The following is an 18,618-nucleotide window of genomic DNA, read 5'->3' as shown; positions in this document are numbered from 1 at the left end:
GACTCCTTTTCACTCGGTAACCTGTCCACCATGGCATCTGCATTGCGATGCTTTAGGCCTAGGCTTTGCGTCCCAACGTTTCCGTTGGTTTGCCATTATCATATGAAGAAGTAGTCGGATACTATGGTCATGGTACTGTTAACAGGGTTAATTATATGAGGGGAAAGCCCTGTTTGTACATAGCGTAATTTGTATTGTTTTGTCGAATTTGTCAGATCATCTCTTCTGCTCTCACCACTTCGTCGAACTTGGCTGCCGTAATAAGCCCACTGCGAATGGCAGCCTCGCGAAGCGTCAGGCCCTCCTTGTGAGCGGACTTGGCAATGGCCGCCGCATTCTCATAGCCGATATGAGGATTCAGCGCCGTGACGAGCATCAACGACTCGTTTAGATGCCGAGCGATGGCTTCCCGATTCGGCTCAATGCCGACCGCACAATGCTCATCGAAGGAGCGAATCGCGTCGCTGAGAATACGGGTCGACTGCAGGAAATTGTGAATGATGACAGGCTTAAACACATTCAGCTCGAAGTTTCCCTGACTGGCCGCGAAGCCGATTGCCGCGTCATTGCCCATGATCTGACAGACGACCATCGTCAGCGCCTCACACTGCGTTGGGTTGACCTTCCCCGGCATAATGGAGCTGCCCGGCTCGTTCTCCGGGATACGAATCTCGCCAATCCCGCAGCGAGGTCCGCTTGCGAGCCAGCGCACGTCGTTCGCGATCTTCATTAAGTCCGCGGCGAGCGCTTTAATTGCGCCGTGTACGAAGACGATCTCGTCGTGGCTCGTCAGCGCGTGAAATTTGTTCGGCGCGCTGATGAAGTTCTTGCCTGTGAGGCGGCTGATCTCCGCCGACACCTTCTCGCTAAAGCCCTGCGGGGCATTCAGGCCCGTTCCCACGGCTGTGCCTCCGATGGCAAGCTCACGCAGCTCCTCGCGGCTTGCTCTGATATTACGCTCCCCTTTCTCCAGCATCCGAACCCAGCCGCTGATTTCCTGGCCGAGCGTAAGCGGTGTGGCATCCTGCAGATGGGTGCGGCCGATTTTGATGACCTCCATGAAGCTAGCACTCTTCTGCTCGAGTGTGGATTTCAGCTGCGCAATCGCCGGCAGGACGAGGTCCTCTACCGCAATCAGCGCGGCGATATGCATCGCGGTGGGGAATGTATCGTTGGAGCTCTGCGAGCGGTTGACATCATCGTTGGGATGAACGGTTGCTTCTTGCCCCTTCTCCCGGAGCAGCTGTGCCGAACGTCTTGCTATCACTTCATTGACGTTCATGTTGGACTGCGTGCCGCTCCCGGTCTGCCATACAGCAAGCGGAAACTCATCCTGCCACTTTCCTGCAATCACCTCATCCGCTGCAGCCGCAATCGCTTCTGATTTAAGGGCATCCAACTTCCCCAAGCTTCCGTTCACGGTTGCTGCTGCTTTCTTCAGATAAGCGAAAGCGGTAATTAACTCGCGCGGCATCTTCTCCGTACCGATTCGAAAATTGTGCAGACTGCGCTCCGTTTGCGCTCCCCACAGCCGGTGCGCCTCAACCTGTATCTCACCCATAGAATCCTTCTCCATGCGAAAATCGCTCATCGCGACTACCTCCTCATTACGGATTATTTCTGTTTCGGCTTACTCTCTATATACCCTATGAAAGAGGCGATGCATCTACGAGCATGCATCGCCTCTTTCCCATGATTGCCTATTTGCGGGCTTGCAATACGGCTTCTGTCTGAAACCTCGCAACTGCGATTCCGTGTCATTGGCTGATCCAGGGGCGAAGTTGCATTCTATCGCAACATTTAAAACTGACCTCTTAGTTCCGGAGGCAGCTCCCGGCTCTTGCGCGTGTTGGAATCCATCGTCACACAAGTAACGACCGCGTCCCCGCATAGCTCGCCTTTCTCGTTCACGATCTCCTGTTTGAGCACATAGCTGCTACGCCCGGCCCGCTCCGGGGATGTTGTAACCGTCAACCGATCGCCTTGCCTGCACTCCTTGCGATAGTTGATATTGATATTGACCGTTACCGTCTGAACACCCATCGCAAGTAACACATCATAGTGCAAGCCCGCCTGCTCATACCATGCTTCCCGTCCCCATTCGAGATATTCCAAGTACTTGGCATTGTTCACATGCCCGTTCACATCGATTTCCGTTGAACGGACGATTAGCTCCAGATTCGCTTGCATCGATCCACACACTCCTCCGTTGTTGCAGCCGCCTTGTACAGATCAGACCTAGTTGCCTTCATGTTAGCGGGCGAGAGTATGCTTGTCAAAGCGAGTGGAGAGTGCCAAATCAACTAGTCATGAAAAGGCAATATTCCGCTCCCCGCGCTAGACGCTGAGAGTGCAGAAAACGAACTCTCAGCGCAGAAAATATGCCGATACACGGCTGAGAGTCGAAATATCGAACTCTCAAGTTTTCAAACTAACCATTAAGCTTCTCTATCATTCACCATGCAAAACAGCAAGAAGACCGCTCTCTCCGAACCTACCGGAGAGAACGGCCTATCATTTTACCACTCTGCGAACGAGCCATCGTCGTACGCCAGACGAGGTGTATCCCAGTCGCCTGCGTAGCCGCGTTCAATGAGCGCTTCTTCATTAATTTCGATACCGAGGCCAGGCCCTTGCGGGATAGCGACGTGACCATCGATAACTTCAAACGGCTTCTTCAAGTAGCCTTCTCCAAGGTCCCACTTCTCCGCCATAGACGGATGCTCTTGGATCAAGAAGTTCGGCGTACAAGCATCGAGCTGCAAGCAGGCCGCAAGCGAAATCGGTCCAAGCGGATTATGCGGTGCGATGGAAGCGTAGTACGTTTCCGCCATTGCGGCGATTTTGCGTCCTTCGAAGATTCCGCCTGCATGGCATAGGTCCGGCTGAACGATTGCTACTGCGCCTTTCTCCAACGCTTCGCGGAAGCCCCACCGTGTAAACAACCGCTCGCCCGTTGCGATCGGAATGCTTGTCGATTGTGCTATGCGCAGGAGGGAGTCCACATTCTCAGGCAAGCAAGGCTCTTCAATAAACATCGGATAATAGGGTTCGAGTGCCGCGGCAAGGCGAATCGCCATAGCCGGGCTGACCCGACCGTGAAAGTCGATCGCAATGTCGACACCGCTGCCCACAGCTTCGCGGGCTGCAATGAACTTGTTCACTTGGCTCTCCACGAAAGCCAGCGAATCCACATGCCGTACCGGTGCGTCTACACCTGTTTTAATGGCGTTGAAGCCAGCTTCTACTCTACGCTTAGCGTTGGCTGCGAACGCTTCCGGTGTTTCACCGTGGCAGTGACAGTACATGCGGATTTTATCGCGCACTCTGCCGCCGAGCATTTCATAGACAGGCATGTTGTAGAACTTGCCTTTAATATCCCACAGCGCCTGCTCGATCCCGCTTATCGCGCTCACGAGGACAGGGCCGCCGCGATAGAACGTGCCCCGGTACATGATTTGCCAATGATGCTCAATACGAAGCGGATCTTCGCCGATCAAGTAACGCTTCAACTCTTCAATGGCTGTCGCCACGGTAAGAGCACGACCTTCGACGATTGGCTCGCCCCAGCCAACTATGCCTTCATCGGTCTCAATTTTCAGAAACAACCAGCGAGGTTTCACATGATAGAGCTTCAAATCAGTTATTTTCACAGCTTTCGATCTCCTTTACGTCCTATACTGGTTTCATCGAGCATTGAGCAACTCTCCGTTACCCGTTCCCCTTCTCTGCCCATACCGGGAGCAATGCGCCGCCATCCATAAACATAGTCGTTCCTGTCATATAACCCGCGCTGTCCGAAGCCAGAAATACAGCCGCTTCGCCTACTTCCGCCGGCGTACAGAATCGTCCCATAGGGATACGTGATGAGACCGATTCGATGATCTTCTGAACGCGCTCATTGCCATCGCCCCAACCGTTCTTCGTGTAGCCCGGCGCGATGCCGACAACCCGAATGCCATGAGGAGACAAATCGAGTGCCATGTTCTTCGTCAGCTTGTTTACAGCTGCCTTCGCCGCGGCATAGACGGTGGAATTCGCCCATGTTCCTTCGGCATGGTTGGAGCTAATCTGAATAATAACGCCGCTTGTGCCGTTCTTGACCATGAGCCGCGCCGCCTGTTGCGAGCAGAAGTAGAGTCCCTTCAAATCGGTATTGAACACCTCGTCGAACAGCTCCGGCGGCGTTTCAAGGAACGGCTTCATCCGCGTGATGCCCGAATTGTTGACATGTACATCCAATCTGCCGAATCGACTATTAAATTGCTCGAACAGCGACTCGACTCCCTCTAGCGTTGAGATATTGGCTTGTACGGCCTCCGCCTTCACGCCGAAGGCGTTAATCTCACGCACTACTTCCTGTGCCATCTCCGCACTGGTGTTGTAATTGACGCACACATCATAACCTGACCTTGCAAAAGCAAGTGCAATGCCTCTGCCGATCCCGCGACCTGAGCCTGTTACTAAAGCAACTTTGCGATCCACGTAAGTCCCCTACCCTTTCAAGCCTGTGAAAGAAACACCCTTCTCGATGAGTTTCTGACAGGAAGTGATGATAATCATGAGCGGAATAGTAGCGATAACTAAGCTGGACATAATGACGTTGGACCCCATGCTTTGCCGCTGCTGGAAGTCATTAAGCGCAACGGTGAATGTCCATACATCTTGCGTTCGAGCAACAACAAGCGGCCACAGGAATTCATTCCATACCGCAATAAACGTCATAACCGCGACAACCGTAAAGATCGGTGCCGACATCGGTACGATGATTCTCCAGAAAATCTTAAACTCGGAGGCACCGTCGATGCGTCCCGCCTGAAGCAGCTCGCCCGGCAGCTGTTCGAAGAATCCTTTGAACAAGAAGATAACGATCCCCCACGCCGTATGCGGTAAAATAATCCCCCACAACGAGTTGACCAGGTGGAGTTTATCCATCGTTAAATAGAGCGGAACGAGGATGGCGATCTCAGGAATCATAATCGTCGCTACGAAGAACAACGTGAGCCACGTACCGACCTTGCTCCGAACAAGATGAGCAAGCGCGTAACCTGCAGTTCCGCCGATCAGCAGTTGAAGAATAATCGTTGATCCGGTTACGATCACGCTGTTCAATAAGAAGTGCGGGAAGCCGAAATTAGCGCCTTTGCTTTCGTCACCGGACTTTTTCCATAGCACGATGTAATTGTCGAACAGCCTTTTCCAGTCCTTCACCTCAGAGATGGTGAGCACTTTACCTTTCACAACTTTCGATTCCGAAAGCCATTTCAGCGCGTTTGTCGCGTGAAGCGGCAATTCCGCTGCAATTTCAGTGGAGCCCTTATAAGCTCCGCCTTCACCTTTGAAATCGAACGTTGTAAATTTCCCGGCACGAATTTTGGCCAGCTTGTTCTTCATCACTGCATGTGTCGCTACCATGGTCGGAACGATCTGCGGCCGTCCAACCGTAAAGTTATAAGCCGGCATCGACGCTGTATACACGATGACGCCATCCTTTACGCCGGTTACCTTCATCGCGCCGACCGCTTCATTCTGCATTCTTTTCCAAGTGAACCAAATGGCCTCCATGGCATCCAGCTCATACTCTTCAGGCTTCGTAATATCCGCGCCATCGTAATTGAGCGTCACGCTTACGGTTTTGGGTACCTCAGGAACCCATTTAGGCGGAAAGCTGTAAATAGAAATGTTATCTTTCATGGATGAGCTGATCATCCAGACAAGTGGAACGATCGACGATAGAATAAAGAAAATGGCAACTGAGTAGGAGACGATTTTGACGGATAATCCGCCCTTCTCCTTAATGCGTCCGCGTCCAGCCATGAGATACTCCTTCCTGGATCCTCTAAATTAGATGAATGCTGAGTCGACCGGAAATCTCCTCAAACCACTCATCTTAATCCTTGTTGGACAATTTGAGCTGCAAGTAAGTGATCAACGCGATGATTACGAACATAACGAGTGAGATCGAACCCGCTACCCCAAATCGGAACTCCTTGAAGGAGCTGTTGAACACGAGCATGGCCAGTGTCCGCGTGCTGTTTGCCGGTCCGCCGCCGGTCATAATGTACATCGGGTCAAAGGTCAGGAATACACCGCTTATAAACGATATAAACTGAATCCCGATAACGAATTTCAAGCTTGGGAACACGATCGCTGTCATTCTGCGCCAAGGTCCTGCACCATCAATCTTGGCTGCCTCTACGTTCTCGCTCGGAATGCCCTGAAGCGCCGAATAGTAAATGAGCATCCCCATTCCGGTTGCAAACACGCCTGGCAATACGATCGACCATTTGGACATTGCGGGATCGTTGAGCCAGCCGTATGGACCAAGACCGATGAAGCTGAGCAAATAGTTCAATAAACCGTAATCCGGGTTGTAGAGCCACTTCCAAAGCAGGTAGCCCGCTACTGACGGAACGGCTGTAGGGAGCAGGTACAACGAGCGCATCGTTTTGCTGGCGAATTTAACTTCGTTCAGCAAGACGGCCTGCACGATCGGCACCCAGAATGTAAGTACAAAATAAATAAAAAAGAAAGCAAAGGTGTTCCGGAGCGCATTCCAGAACTCCGTCGAATGCCATAAATACTTATAATTATCCAGCCAGACAAACTTGCCGGGCGGGTTAATGACCTTATAATCAAAGAAACCCATATATACGGCTTGCAGCAGCGGGTAATATTTAAATACCAAGAAACACACGATAGCCGGCGTCAAAAAGAAAATAGGCGTCCACGATATCTTAAATCGGTAGGGAGTCTTTAATTGCACTTGCGGCTGCTGTCCGGTGGCTGTTTTCATCGCTTCCGCTTCCTTTCGGAATGACAGGCGGAGCAGCTCACGGCATGTTTAGCCCGCTCGCTGCCTCCGCCTGCGTCATATTATTTCTTCACGGATGCGTTATACGCATCGATAACTTCTTTCTGTGCTGCATCCTGCGCTTCTTGAAGCAGCTGTTTCGGATCGGATTTCTCATCCGTCAACGCTTTTTGAACCGCTTTAACTACATAAGGAGTAAGACGCTCTTTCAAGAAGTACTCCAGGTGAGTATCGGAAGCCGCTTTGTTTACAGCAGCAACGAGCTCAGGAGAGATATCTTTCGCGAATTGGGAAGGATCCACGTCGCTCCGAACGGACAACAAGTTCGGGAACATACCGTTGTCTTGTTGGAATGTAAGGACTTTCTCCATCACTTCTTTGGAGTTCATGTACACGATGTATTTCCAAGCTGCATCTTGTTTTTCTTTGGATGTCTTCGGATTGATAATCCAGTACGCGCCGCCGATTTGGCCTGGACCTTTGCCGCCAGGACCTACCGGATATGGTGCAAAGCCTACATCATTCAAATCCATACCTTGAGCAACATAGTCGCCGAATCCGCCGGATGCTGCATTGGACATCGCTGCGCGGCCTTGGAAAATATCATTCATGTTGTCTTGGTAGCTTTGGAGCACGTTGTTCTGAACGATTTTGTGCGTCCATTTCAAATCTTTGTAGAACTGAAGTGCTTTAACAGAAGGATCTTCTGTGAAGGCCAATTGTACAGTACCGTCCGGCTGCAGGTGCGTCAAGTCGCCGCCAGCTTGCCATACATAATACTCGAACCACCAGTCAGCCCACTCCATGCCCAGAAGCGTGATACCGTATTGTTTCTTGTCTACGTTCGTCAGCTTCTTACCAAACTCAACCAGTTGATCCCAGTTTGCAGGAGGCGTATCGCGATCAAGACCCGCTGCTTCGAACATTTTCTTGTTCCAGAACAAACCTGTTACGTACATATCATGAGGCACGCCGTAAACTTTGCCGTCGATTGTGCCGGCTTGCAACGAGGATGCGATAAATTTATCTTTGTCCGCATATCCATCCCAATACGGAGTCAAGTCAAGCGCTAGGCCTTGGCCAACCCAGTCAGCAATGATTGGGAAGTGAGCTGCGTGGTAAGCATCCGGTCCGTTGCCGCCAGCCATTGCTGTAACGAAAACTTCACGGTCATTCGTACCTTGCGGCATTAATTCATGCTTGACTTTAATGCCGGGGTTTTGGGTTTCGAACTCCGCGTAAATTTCTTCTTTCAGCTCTTTCTGTGTGTCTTCCGGTGTTGGTTGATCCCAAACCGTAATTTCGACGTTTGCTGCCGGTGTATCTGTTGTAGCTGCTTCATTTGTTGCAGCATTATTCGTGTTGTCGGTTGTTTCCGTAGTCGCTGTGTCCGTGCTTTCATTCGTTGTCGTGTTGTTAGCTGTGTTGTTGTTATTGCCGCCCCCACAAGCTGATACAACAAGCATCAAGACCATGACACATGCTAATACAGTCCATTTTTTAAGTCGTTTTGCGTTGTTCAATTGACTGCCTCCCCTTAAATGATTTCTTCTACAACTGTAGTATAGTTCCTTATTGAGAGCGCTTTCTATGTAATATCCTAACATCCTATTAGCAATATTTTAACTTTTCTCTGTAAATTCAGAATCGCCATTAAAGGAAAACTTCGGAAGTTGTCGAATATTCGGAGTAAGCGCTGTCAGTGCCTGGAGGGGTTTGTTTGAGCAAGATGTGGTCTTACTTTCAAAGTCTTAACAATCAATTCCGCAACAAAATGATATTATCCTTCTTTATTGTCATCAGCCTTACGGCTTTTATCATGGGCTATTCGTACTATCGAATTATGAGCCATGAGCTGGAAGCCTCTACCTTGGAGGGACTTGAGAAGCTGACGGAACAAACGGTGGATACCCTCGACCTCCATTTCAAGACAATCGGTAATACCGGATACAGTTATTTCAGCGATACGTCGCTGCAGAAGTTTCTGGATGCCCCTCTCAACTTTGATACCCAGCAGTATTATCGAAACAAGCTCGCCTCCCAGAAAGTACAGAATCCACTCATTTCATTCATTGCGATCACTGACCTCAAAGGTGAGCAGATCAGCAGTTACTACTACTACAATGCCAGTGTTAGGAAGCTTCTCGATCAGGAACAAGCTGTTCTTTACAAGAAGGCGCTCGAACTGGATGGCTTTCCTTTCTGGAGTGTGTCCTATACCACAATCAGCACAACGGTTACGCCAGTCAAGACTGTCAGCTACATCCAGCTGCTTAAACGAATTACGATGAATGCCCAGCATCCCATTGGTTACATCAAGATCGATATTGACCCCCGCGTGCTGGAGAAAACCTTGCTGGGCTTACAGAACGATGACGGCAGTACGTATTATATTGCGGATACAAGCGGACATATTGTGTACTCTCGCAATGAAGAGGAGATCGGCAAGTCCATTGCCGGCAGCCCTTTATTCAACGGCTATAAGGAAGCACAGACGAATACGAAATATGTGGATTTCCGGTTTCAGGACGATGACGAGAATACCAATATCGGTTTCTATCACAAGCTTGGGGTCAGCGATTGGATCGTCCTCGGCAGCGTGCCGCTTGACCGCATTCTCGAGAAGGTCAATACGTTCCGGAATACGCTTATTCTTATCGCAGCCATCAGTTTCTTGATTGCCATGCTGCTCGGTTCCCTCATTGCCGCCGGGGTTACACGTCCGCTCAAGGAATTGAATAAGAAGATGAAGCTCGTAGAGATGGGCGACTTCCAAGCGTTCATTGAGGTTAAAGGCTCCGATGAGCTGTCCACCATTCAGCATAGCTTCAATAAGATGACATCCGAAATCAGCACGCTGATTTCCAAGGTGTATGAAACCGAGCTCTTAAAGAAAGAAGCAGAGATCAAAGCACTGCAAACGCAGATCAATCCTCACTTTCTCTACAATACGCTCAGTACGATCGACAGCATCTCTTCCATTCATGGCGATGAGCGGATTTCATATATTTGTCTGGCGCTTGGCAAGATGCTCAGGTACAACCTCAATGGCGGCAGCATTGCCACGATCAGGGAAGAACTGGATCACTTGCACCAATATCTATCGATTTATAAAATACGGTTTCCCGAGAAGTTTGATTACGAAATCCATACGGATGAGCAGATCGGCTCCTACGTTCTACCGAAGTTTCTCATTCAGCCGCTCGTGGAGAATGCCATCATTCATGGTCTGGAGCAGAAGGTTGGCTATAAATTCGTCCGCGTGACGCTCGTCAGCCTTGATGAGCACTCGCTGCAAATTATTGTTGAGGATAACGGAGTCGGCATGGAACCGGCCATGATTGAGCTGTTTCACCGCAAGCTAAGCGACCCGAACGACATGATGTCCCGTCAGATTTCGTCCCGAACGATGATTGGACTTTCCAATGTGTTTAAACGCATTCAGATGTATTACGGCAGCGATCCTCAGGTCGTTATTGACAGCAAGCCGGGGGCGGGAACGCGGATTTATTTTGTATTACCAAAGCAAACGGCAGGAGGCGGTACCGATGAAAGTGTTAATCGTGGATGATGAGCCGTTGCTTCGAGAAGGATTAATTCGCAAAATCGCCTGGGAGACGCTCGGTCTGCAGCTTGCAGGAGAGGCCGGAGACGGCTTCGAGGCTATGTTTCAGCTGGCAAACTGTCAGCCGGACATCGTCCTGACGGATGTTCGCATGCCGGGGATGGACGGGCTGCAGTTTATCAACTCCGCACGGGTTAATTTTCCACGGACTAAATTCGTCATCATCAGCGGATTCGATGAATTCGAGTATGTACGCGAAGCGCTTCTCTACAATGTAAGAGACTACCTGCTAAAGCCGATCGACAAAGAGAAGCTGAATGTGCTGCTCGAGGGTATATGCGAGGAGCTTCGGAAGGAGCAGCAGGAAGCCGCCGATCGCAGCAAGCTCAGTGAACTAAGCGATATGATTCGCCAGAGCAATCTGCAGCCGCTGGATTTCCAATTGACGCATCTCATCTCCGAACAGGAACTGCGATGGGACGGCATTCCAACTAGCCTCATGCAATGCACCTCTTTCGCCGGAGCATCCGTCAAGATCGTGTACCGCAACGAATCCTCTCGCTTTCAAGAGAATGACGAGCCGCTCGCGAGGTTTGCGATTCAGAACATTATAGAGAATACATTAGCGGCCGAATCCGGCATCCAGTTCTTAGTATTCAAGCACGCCTACCACTCCGAAGAGATCGTTGTTTTCCTAGGCTCACAGAGCGAGCTTGAACTGCAAAGACTGCCTGAAACCTTGAATCAAACGGTAGAGTGGATCAAGCAGCATCTGGGTCTCGTGATCTCTATCGGCCTTGGCGGCATCAAACCGGAAATGACGCAGCTGCGCCTCTCCTGCATGGAAGCGCGCAAGGTACTGCAGAATCGCTTGCTCTTCGGCAATGGCAACGTATATACCGATATCGAAACGACTTCCTCTGCCGCAGCCGCATACCCGCGCATCTTCGTCCAGGCAGAACGCGGACTCAGCGCGATGCTCGAGGAAGGGCGCCATCAAGAGTTTCTCGATTATGCGGGCCAGCTGTTCCGTACGCTCGCTGAAACGTCCGGTGCCAGATACGAACAAGTGGAGTACCTCTATACGGATATCATTCACATGCTGCGCAAGTATGCGGCCAAGACCGCAACCGATCTGCCCAATTGGAACCTGGGCACGCCCATCGCCAGCTTAGACAATCTCCGAAGCTGGAAGGATATCATCGACATCATCGAGCAGCAGCTGCAGCGTCTGAGCGGCATGCTGAACCGAGGAACCGATCAATCCTGCGACGAAATTATCGAGAGCGTCAAACAATACATCGAGGTTCATTATGCGGAAGAGCTGTCCTTGCAGTGGGTCGGCGAGACCTATTTCATTCATCCTAATTATTTCTCCAAACGCTTCAAGACGGTCGCCGGCATCAGCTTCAATGACTATTTAACCAAGGCGCGAATTGAGCGCTCCAAGGAGCTGCTTCGGACGACAACGCTCAAGATTGCCCGAATCTCGCAGCTTGTCGGCTACGAAGATCAGAACTACTTCTGCAACGTGTTCAAGAAAGTAACCGGAACCAGCCCTTCTGTGTTCCGAGGCTAAGCGGAACACTAAAGAAGCATCGTCCCTTCTCACGAAGAAACGATCAGAATGTCGAGAAACCCAACGTCTTCTCCAACGTTGGGTTTCTTTTTGGATCTTTGAAATGTAACTCCACGATGAGCGTATGTTTTGTCGCTTTCTAGCTTTAACGGTTGTGACAGTGGCTATTTGGCGCGAATCGCCCCTTTATTATTTCTAACGGTTGCCAGCGAGCTTATATGAACGTTTTCCACTTGGAATCGACCAAATTGCTGGAAATAACCTCTGTCGCAACCGTTAGCGTTTCAAAATGGCATATTTCCATGAAATAGCCCCGCTGACAACCGTTAGCGGGGCTATTTCATGTTGTATAGACAACAAAGTGGCTGCCGAGACTTGCCCGGACAGCCACTTCTTTGTATCTTATGCTTAAACTAACGGCTACGCAGCTTCGAGAGCAGGCGCAAAATTTCGATGTAAAGCCAAACCAGCGTCACGATCAAGCCGAACGCCCCGTACCATTCCATGTACTTCGGCGCTCCGCGCTGCGCCCCTTGCTCGATGAAATCGAAGTCGAGCACGAGATTAAGAGCAGCAACTACAACGATTACGAGCGAAATACCAATTCCGATCAGACTGTTGTCGTGCAAGTACGGAACCGTTACACCGAACATCCCGAGCACGATGCTGACCAGGTAAACCAGCGCAATACCGGCCGTTGCCGCGAATACCCCAAGCTTGAAGTTCTCTGTAGCTTTGATCATTCTTGTTTTATACGCGAGCAGCAAGGCGATGAACACGCACATCGTTATCAAAGCGGCTTGCAGCGTAATACCATTAAATCTTCCTTCAAAGCTGGCCGAAAGTGCGCCGAGGAACGCACCTTCCAGCGCCGCATAGACCGGTACGAGATAGCGCGCTGTTGTCGGTTTGAAGCTAATCACGAGTGCCAGGATCAAACCGCCTATTGCTCCGCCAATCGCTAATCCCGTAACATTCTGGCCATTGAAATACATCGACCATGTGGCGAACGCAGCCCCGAGCAGAATCGCTAGTGTAATAAATGCTTTGTTCACGGTACCTTCGATCGTCATGCGATCAGCACCGAGATATTGACCTGAATTCTCGAAGGACTTGTCATTCAAAGTAGGATTGCCGCTGCGACCTAGCAAGATCAATCACCTCATCCATAGATTTACATCTATTATAGCATTCTCACTATTAGTCGGCATTAATCCAGCTTACATCTTTATCTGCCAAATAAGCATGCCATTCCTTCGGCGCTTCCACGTCGCTGACGATGATATCGACATCTTTGACATCGGCGATTTTGTAGAACTGCATGGCACCGAACTTGGAGTGGTCCGACAAGATAATGCTTTGCTTCGCATGGCTCATCAGCTGCTTGGCCAATTGACCGCGCTCGGCATCGAAGCTTGAAATCCCCTTCTCGATCATAATGCCGTCTATCGAGATAAAGGCTTTATCCGCGTAGAACTGCTCTACCATCCGCTCCGTTAAAGACCCGCTCACTCTGGAATGTTTGGCATTCACTTTGCCGCCGAGAAAATAGATTTCGCCGGAGAAGAAACCTTTATTCTGGTAATCGATAAGCAGATACATGATTGGGGCCGAGAGGGTGATGACCGTAATATTTTTACGATTGAGCAAATAATGAACCATCTGCAGTGTCGTTGACCCGTCCTCGATAAAAATAATATCGTTATCTTCCACGAGCGAAGCAGCAGCGCGTCCGATCCGCTTCTTCTCTTCAGCCCGAATGACCTCGCGTTTGAGATGAGTAGGCTCTTCGCGGGTTAGATTGATCTTCACCGCACCGCCGTACACACGCTTCAGCTTATTCTGCTCCTCTAATTCCTCCATGTAGCGACGAATGGTCTCAGAGGATACTTTTAACTGATCCACTAAATCGGATGTCCGTATTGTCCCCTTCAGGTTCAGTGCATTTAAGATATAGTCCTTACGTTCTTCGCCGATCAACGACATGTGTACGCAACCTCCTCAGAGCCAGAAGCGTCTCCGCTCCACAGCTTCGATTAAACGTTCCATATCCGCAGCATGTACATCCCCGATATTACCGATTCGGAACGTATCTGCGGCTGTGATCTTCCCAGGGTATAGCACGAAGCCTTCTTCCTTCATCTCTTGGTAGAAACGCTCGAATGTGAACGACGGCGAATCCGGAAAATAGAAGGACGTAATGATAGGCGAATGATGGCGAGCAGGCAGCAACGTTTGGAACCCAAGACGCTCCATGCCGCGAACGAGCATCCGCTGATTCGTTTCGTAACGAAGCTGACGCGCCTTCACGCCGCCTTCATCTTCTAGCTCCAGCAAGGCTTCATGGAAAGCATGCACGACATGAGTCGGAGAAGTGAACCGCCATTTGCCGCTGTACCGCTCCATGGAATCCCATTGATCATACAGATCCAGCGACAACGACCGAGCTATCCCTTTACACTGCTTGAGCTGCTCCTTGACTGCGATGACAAAACCAAATCCGGGCACCCCTTGAATGCACTTGTTGCAGCTGCTGATCAAGAAATCGATGCCTAGCTCCTGAACATCCATTTCAATTCCGCCAAATGTACTCATCGCATCGACGATCAGTACTGTTCCGTGTCGTTTCACCGTACCCGCAATGTCTGCGAGTGGATTTAACATGCCGGTAGTCGTCTCGCCATGCACCATAGCCACATGAGTGATGGACGTGTCTGCAGCCAGCACTTCGTCGAGATGTTGAGGATCTGCTGGCTCTGTTTCGCCGAAATCAAGCACAACCGTCTCAATGCCCAAGGTGTTAGCCATCTGAACAATCCGCTGTCCGTATGCACCATTCACTAACACAGCCAGCTTACCGGCCTGTGGAATTACAGATCCAATGACCGACTCGACGCAGTACGTACCGCTTCCTTGCAATAACACACTCGTATAGGATTCTGGTTGTTTGGTAGCCAGATGCACGAGCTTTGCTCGAATGTCTTGGACCAGATCATTATATTCTTTGTCCCACGTACACCAGTCCCGCAGCATCGCCGATTTGACTCGTTTTGTCGTGCTGAGCGGACCTGGTGTTAGGAGCAAATACGGGTTCTCGGGAATGTTTGTGTAGGTCATGGTTTATCCCCCTGCTCCAAACGAGCATTGATTAATGCAATAACGGTATCCAGTTCGCCGATGGTATCGATGACGTAATGTGCGCCTGCCGCCCGATATTTCAGTTCAACAGCAAGGAGCTTCTCACTTAACTCTTGAGGAGGACACGCAGCCACTTCTGCTTCCGTCATGCCGAGCTCGCTGCTGCCTTTCAAGATCCCAACCGTCCAGACTCCTGCATTGACGCCTTCTTGAATATCGCTGATCGTATCCCCGGCTTTGACAATATGCTTCATCGGATAAAGATCCAAACGAATGGCGTTCTCATAGATCATCCACGGATACGGACGTCCAGCCGGAACATCATCAGGAGTAACGAGTGAATCCGGGGCATACCCTCTCTTATTTGCTTCCAGCGCTACGACTTTCATCATTTCGAATGTGTAGCCTGTCGTGGATCCGATCTTCATTCCTTGTTTACGCAATCGTTCCATGAGCTCTATCACGCCTGGAATAGGCTCTGCATAGTTAGCCAGAATGGAGAAGAGTATGCGTTCGAAATCCGTATACATCTCATTCACATCGGCATCATTCGGGATTCTGCCGTATTTATCCTCCCACAGCCCCGCGATACGCTCCATCTCGCACAATGTTCTCAAATGATCGATTTTGAGCATCCCCATCGGCTTGCGCGCTTCATCCATTGTAATGTCGATGCCCTTATTAGCGAATACCTCTATAAACACCGCAACCGGTGCGAAGCAACCATAATCAACCGTAGTCCCTGCCCAGTCCAAAATAACACCTTTAATCGTCATCTAAATGGCCTCCTTTATTTGTGAACCTGCCATGCTTCGGATTGTCTTCTTATACGTTTTACCGCCAGCTCATAGAGTGAGCGGACAACAATGTTCGTGAGAACGATCAACGTGGACATTGCAGCTGCAGCCGCGACGTCTCCGGCATCATCCATGCTAACGATGGAAACAGAAGCCAAGTTCGTATCGGCCGACCGTAAGAAGATCACGGCAGATACAGTAACCATGGCATTAACGAAATAGTAGATCGCATTCTCGAGAATGACCGGCAGCGACAACGGAACCGTTACGCGCAGGAAGGTGCGGTAGAAAGGAACTCGCATCGATTCCGAGACAAGCTCGAACTCTTTATCCAGCTTCTTCAGGGAAGCTGTCGCCGTGATAAACGGCACGGAATAGAAGTGAACGATATTAGCAAGTACGATAATCGCCAATGTGCCGTAGATTCCGCCAAGCGGATTGCTCGGATTATTAAAGAAGAAGATATAGGCCAGACCGACGACCATGCCGGGCAACGCAACAGGCAGGATCGATAGAAAGTAACCCGCTTCTCGGATGAGCTTCAATTCCTTGGACTTCTCGATAAAATAAGCAAAAACGAACGTGACGATCGTACCGATTACGGCGGTAAAGAAAGCGGCTTTCAAGCTGTTGATATACGGCCCAAGTCCGCCTGCCGCAACTGTTGTGAAGTCGTAATGCTTCAAGCCGATGCTCAGATCATAAGGCCATACTTTGACGCATGAAGCATAGACCATCGTTACGAGTGGAATGAGAATAACTAATGCCATGACAGTGCTGAATGCCGTAAACAGGACGTCGCGCGTTAGTTTCTTCTCCACCCGGTAAGGCGTAGATTTGGCTGACAGCATCGAACGCTGCTTGCGATCGACGATGCGGTTTACGACGAAGGCAATTACTGCCGGAACGGTAAGCAGGATGCCGACCGCTGCTCCCATGGACATATTTTGCTGACCGATAACCTGCTTGTAGATGTCGGTTGCCAGCACATTAAACGAGCCGCCAACCGCCTGTGGCGCTCCGAAGTCCGTAAAAGAGGCTGTAAAACAGACAAACACGGCACTAATTAATCCATATTTGACCGATGGTAATGTAACCGTGAAGAATCTTCTCAGCTTGCCGGCTCCCATCGACTCCGCGGCTTCGTAGAGACGGAAGTCGGTAATCGAAAGTGCCGTAAGGAAAATCATATACGCTTGCGGGAAGATGTAGATGACCTCAGAGATGATAATGCCAACCGGGCCGTACAAATGAATGTTGACCCCTGGGATATGGCCGAAAAACCCGGTTGTAACCAACCCTTGATTCCCGAACAAATACGTCAAAGCGATGCCGTGCATGATGGTGGGTTCAAATAACGGAAGCAAAGCCGCGTATTTGAAGAATCCTTTGCCCCGCACAGCGGTTCGCGATATGCCAAAGGCATAGAAGAAAGCAAGTGTACCCGCGATAATCGTAGACACGACAGAGATAAAGATTGTATTCGTTAAGGATTGGGACAAGGCCGGTGTCGTGAAATAATGAACGAAATTATCAAGTCCGTTAAATTGACCATCCCGATTTAGAAAAGCTTTGCTAAACAAGGTACAGAGTGGAAATAATACAATCACCATTAAGATGAATACGACACTTACGATGATGATGCGCCGTATCCATTGCTCACGGTCTCTCATCCGAACACCAACTTCTCGGGCTGAAAGTGGATGCGTTTAGTTGTGGGAAGTTCAAGGAATACGTTGGCGTTTCTGGATAGCTGCATGTGAGCAGCGGCCTGTGACGAAATGTCCACGATCATCGTTTGGGCGGCGATCGTGCCCTGTTGCGATGCCATTTCCTGCTGCTCAACTTGTACAGTTAAGCGATAGAAGGAACCGCGGAATTCAATATTTCGCACAATGGCTGGTATTCCGTTAGGAATGGGCATCGTGTGAATATGAACATGCTCGGGTCGAATTGCCATTCCGCCTTGTGCGGCAGCAGCTTTCCCATGATCCATGAAATTGATGGCACCGATAAAATCAGCGACAAACGGGGATGCCGGCACATCGTAAACCTCTTGCGGCGTTCCAACCTGCTTGATCTCGGCATTATTCATGACCACGATACGGTCTGCCATCGTTAACGCCTCTTCTTGGTCATGGGTAACCATGACCGTAGTAATGCCGAGCTTCTCTTGCAGCTCGCAGATTTGCTCTCTCAGCTTCTCACGAACCTTGGCGTCAAGCGCAGATAACGGTTCGTCCAGAAGCAGAAAATCGGGAGATAAAACAATTGCCCGAGCAAGCGCGATTCGCTGCTGCTGTCCGCCTGACAGCTGAGCCGGGTATCGTTCACCCATATGCGCCAGGTCTACGAGATCCAGCACATGTCTGACTTTCTCGTTCATTTCTTTCTTGGATAACTTCTTGCCTTGCAAGCCGTAGGCCACGTTCTGATAAGCCGTTAAATTCGGAAACAGGGCGTATGATTGAAAAACCATTCCGAAATTCCGTTTTGCCGGCGGAAGCTTCGTGATCTCTTTGCCCCCTACAAGGACGCTTCCTTCGGTTGGCGTTTCGAGGCCTGCGATGATACGCAATAAGGTTGTTTTGCCGCATCCGCTTGGGCCTAACAAACAAATAAATTCACCTTTTTGAATCGTCAGGTTGATATCCTTGAGTGCGGTAAATGAGCCGAAATGTTTATGAATATGTCGCAGTGACAGGTAAGCTTGTGACATAAGAGC

15 protein-coding genes and 1 riboswitch are annotated in these 18,618 nt (G+C 50.1%); of the genes, 2 read left to right on the top strand and 13 right to left on the bottom strand.

The window, feature by feature from the left end; translation table 11 throughout:
* Positions 1 to 12 precede the first annotated feature (12 nt).
* Positions 13 to 104: riboswitch (cyclic di-GMP riboswitch) on the bottom strand.
* Positions 105 to 211: 107 nt separating this feature from the next.
* The 7 genes from fumC to AC0YNS_RS12245 all read right to left on the bottom strand — a co-directional run bounded on the left by fumC (position 212) and on the right by AC0YNS_RS12245 (position 8,337).
* A complete protein-coding gene (gene fumC, locus AC0YNS_RS12275) occupies positions 212 to 1,591 on the bottom strand; it encodes a class II fumarate hydratase (protein WP_475781273.1) in 1,380 nt (459 codons plus the stop codon).
* Between the two features lie 209 nt (positions 1,592 to 1,800).
* A complete protein-coding gene (locus AC0YNS_RS12270) occupies positions 1,801 to 2,190 on the bottom strand; it encodes an acyl-CoA thioesterase (protein WP_475781272.1) in 390 nt (129 codons plus the stop codon).
* A gap of 329 nt (positions 2,191 to 2,519) precedes the next feature.
* On the bottom strand, positions 2,520 to 3,653 hold the full coding sequence (dgoD, locus tag AC0YNS_RS12265) for a galactonate dehydratase (protein WP_475781271.1): 1,134 nt from the start codon (positions 3,651 to 3,653) through the stop codon (positions 2,520 to 2,522).
* 58 nt (positions 3,654 to 3,711) lie between these two features.
* A complete protein-coding gene (locus AC0YNS_RS12260; protein ID WP_475781270.1) occupies positions 3,712 to 4,485 on the bottom strand; it encodes an SDR family NAD(P)-dependent oxidoreductase in 774 nt (257 codons plus the stop codon).
* 9 nt (positions 4,486 to 4,494) lie between these two features.
* Positions 4,495 to 5,817, bottom strand: coding sequence for a carbohydrate ABC transporter permease (locus AC0YNS_RS12255; RefSeq protein ID WP_475781269.1), 1,323 nt, complete (start codon positions 5,815 to 5,817; stop codon positions 4,495 to 4,497).
* A gap of 73 nt (positions 5,818 to 5,890) precedes the next feature.
* Positions 5,891 to 6,796, bottom strand: coding sequence for a carbohydrate ABC transporter permease (locus tag AC0YNS_RS12250; protein ID WP_475781268.1), 906 nt, complete (start codon positions 6,794 to 6,796; stop codon positions 5,891 to 5,893).
* Positions 6,797 to 6,876: 80 nt separating this feature from the next.
* On the bottom strand, positions 6,877 to 8,337 hold the full coding sequence (locus tag AC0YNS_RS12245) for an extracellular solute-binding protein (RefSeq protein WP_475781267.1): 1,461 nt from the start codon (positions 8,335 to 8,337) through the stop codon (positions 6,877 to 6,879).
* 206 nt (positions 8,338 to 8,543) lie between these two features.
* On the opposite strand from AC0YNS_RS12245, the gene AC0YNS_RS12240 reads away from it, so the two are divergent.
* Both AC0YNS_RS12240 and AC0YNS_RS12235 read left to right on the top strand, forming a co-directional pair.
* Complete coding sequence (locus AC0YNS_RS12240; RefSeq protein ID WP_475781873.1) at positions 8,544 to 10,385, top strand: cache domain-containing sensor histidine kinase; 1,842 nt, start codon at positions 8,544 to 8,546, stop codon at positions 10,383 to 10,385.
* Positions 10,363 to 11,958, top strand: a complete 1,596-nt coding sequence (locus AC0YNS_RS12235; RefSeq protein ID WP_475781266.1) for a response regulator transcription factor — start codon at positions 10,363 to 10,365, stop codon at positions 11,956 to 11,958. Before AC0YNS_RS12240 ends, AC0YNS_RS12235 begins: the two co-directional genes overlap by 23 nt.
* Before the next feature lie 413 nt (positions 11,959 to 12,371).
* Here the strand turns inward: AC0YNS_RS12235 and AC0YNS_RS12230 are convergent, their stop codons facing one another.
* The 6 genes from AC0YNS_RS12230 to AC0YNS_RS12205 are packed head-to-tail and all read right to left on the bottom strand — an operon-like array spanning position 12,372 to position 18,612.
* Entirely contained in the window at positions 12,372 to 13,109 is a 738-nt protein-coding gene (locus AC0YNS_RS12230; RefSeq protein WP_475781265.1) for a Bax inhibitor-1/YccA family protein, read from the bottom strand.
* Between the two features lie 49 nt (positions 13,110 to 13,158).
* A complete protein-coding gene (locus tag AC0YNS_RS12225) occupies positions 13,159 to 13,944 on the bottom strand; it encodes a DeoR/GlpR family DNA-binding transcription regulator (protein ID WP_475781264.1) in 786 nt (261 codons plus the stop codon).
* Between the two features lie 15 nt (positions 13,945 to 13,959).
* Positions 13,960 to 15,060, bottom strand: a complete 1,101-nt coding sequence (gene phnW, locus AC0YNS_RS12220) for a 2-aminoethylphosphonate--pyruvate transaminase (RefSeq protein ID WP_475781872.1) — start codon at positions 15,058 to 15,060, stop codon at positions 13,960 to 13,962.
* A gap of 11 nt (positions 15,061 to 15,071) precedes the next feature.
* Positions 15,072 to 15,872 (bottom strand): phosphonoacetaldehyde hydrolase, encoded by an 801-nt coding sequence (gene phnX, locus AC0YNS_RS12215; RefSeq protein ID WP_475781263.1) that lies wholly within the window; start codon positions 15,870 to 15,872, stop codon positions 15,072 to 15,074.
* Between the two features lie 14 nt (positions 15,873 to 15,886).
* Entirely contained in the window at positions 15,887 to 17,566 is a 1,680-nt protein-coding gene (locus AC0YNS_RS12210) for a putative 2-aminoethylphosphonate ABC transporter permease subunit (protein WP_475781262.1), read from the bottom strand.
* Positions 17,563 to 18,612 carry a putative 2-aminoethylphosphonate ABC transporter ATP-binding protein gene (locus tag AC0YNS_RS12205; protein WP_475781261.1) on the bottom strand — a complete coding sequence of 350 codons (1,050 nt, stop codon included), beginning with the start codon at positions 18,610 to 18,612 and terminating at the stop codon, positions 17,563 to 17,565. The genes AC0YNS_RS12210 and AC0YNS_RS12205 overlap by 4 nt, the downstream gene beginning before the upstream one ends.
* Positions 18,613 to 18,618 lie beyond the last annotated feature (6 nt).

This window comes from Paenibacillus sp. J22FR21, assembly GCF_056269135.1.
Note: the sequence above shows the minus strand (reverse complement) of the source record. Positions and strands in the feature narration are given on the sequence as shown.

Bases quoted from the DNA above. Each gene is read 5' to 3' on its own strand.
- fumC (WP_475781273.1), bottom strand. From the start codon at position 1,591: ATGAGCGATTTTCGCATGGAGAAGGATTCTATGGGTGAGATACAGGTT.
- AC0YNS_RS12205 (WP_475781261.1), bottom strand. From the start codon at position 18,612: ATGTCACAAGCTTACCTGTCACTGCGACATATTCATAAACATTTCGGC.
- AC0YNS_RS12235 (WP_475781266.1), top strand. From the start codon at position 10,363: ATGAAAGTGTTAATCGTGGATGATGAGCCGTTGCTTCGAGAAGGATTA.
- AC0YNS_RS12255 (WP_475781269.1), bottom strand. From the start codon at position 5,817: ATGGCTGGACGCGGACGCATTAAGGAGAAGGGCGGATTATCCGTCAAA.
- AC0YNS_RS12240 (WP_475781873.1), top strand. From the start codon at position 8,544: ATGTGGTCTTACTTTCAAAGTCTTAACAATCAATTCCGCAACAAAATG.
- AC0YNS_RS12225 (WP_475781264.1), bottom strand. From the start codon at position 13,944: ATGTCGTTGATCGGCGAAGAACGTAAGGACTATATCTTAAATGCACTG.
- phnX (WP_475781263.1), bottom strand. From the start codon at position 15,872: ATGACGATTAAAGGTGTTATTTTGGACTGGGCAGGGACTACGGTTGAT.
- AC0YNS_RS12270 (WP_475781272.1), bottom strand. From the start codon at position 2,190: ATGCAAGCGAATCTGGAGCTAATCGTCCGTTCAACGGAAATCGATGTG.
- AC0YNS_RS12210 (WP_475781262.1), bottom strand. From the start codon at position 17,566: ATGAGAGACCGTGAGCAATGGATACGGCGCATCATCATCGTAAGTGTC.
- AC0YNS_RS12250 (WP_475781268.1), bottom strand. From the start codon at position 6,796: ATGAAAACAGCCACCGGACAGCAGCCGCAAGTGCAATTAAAGACTCCC.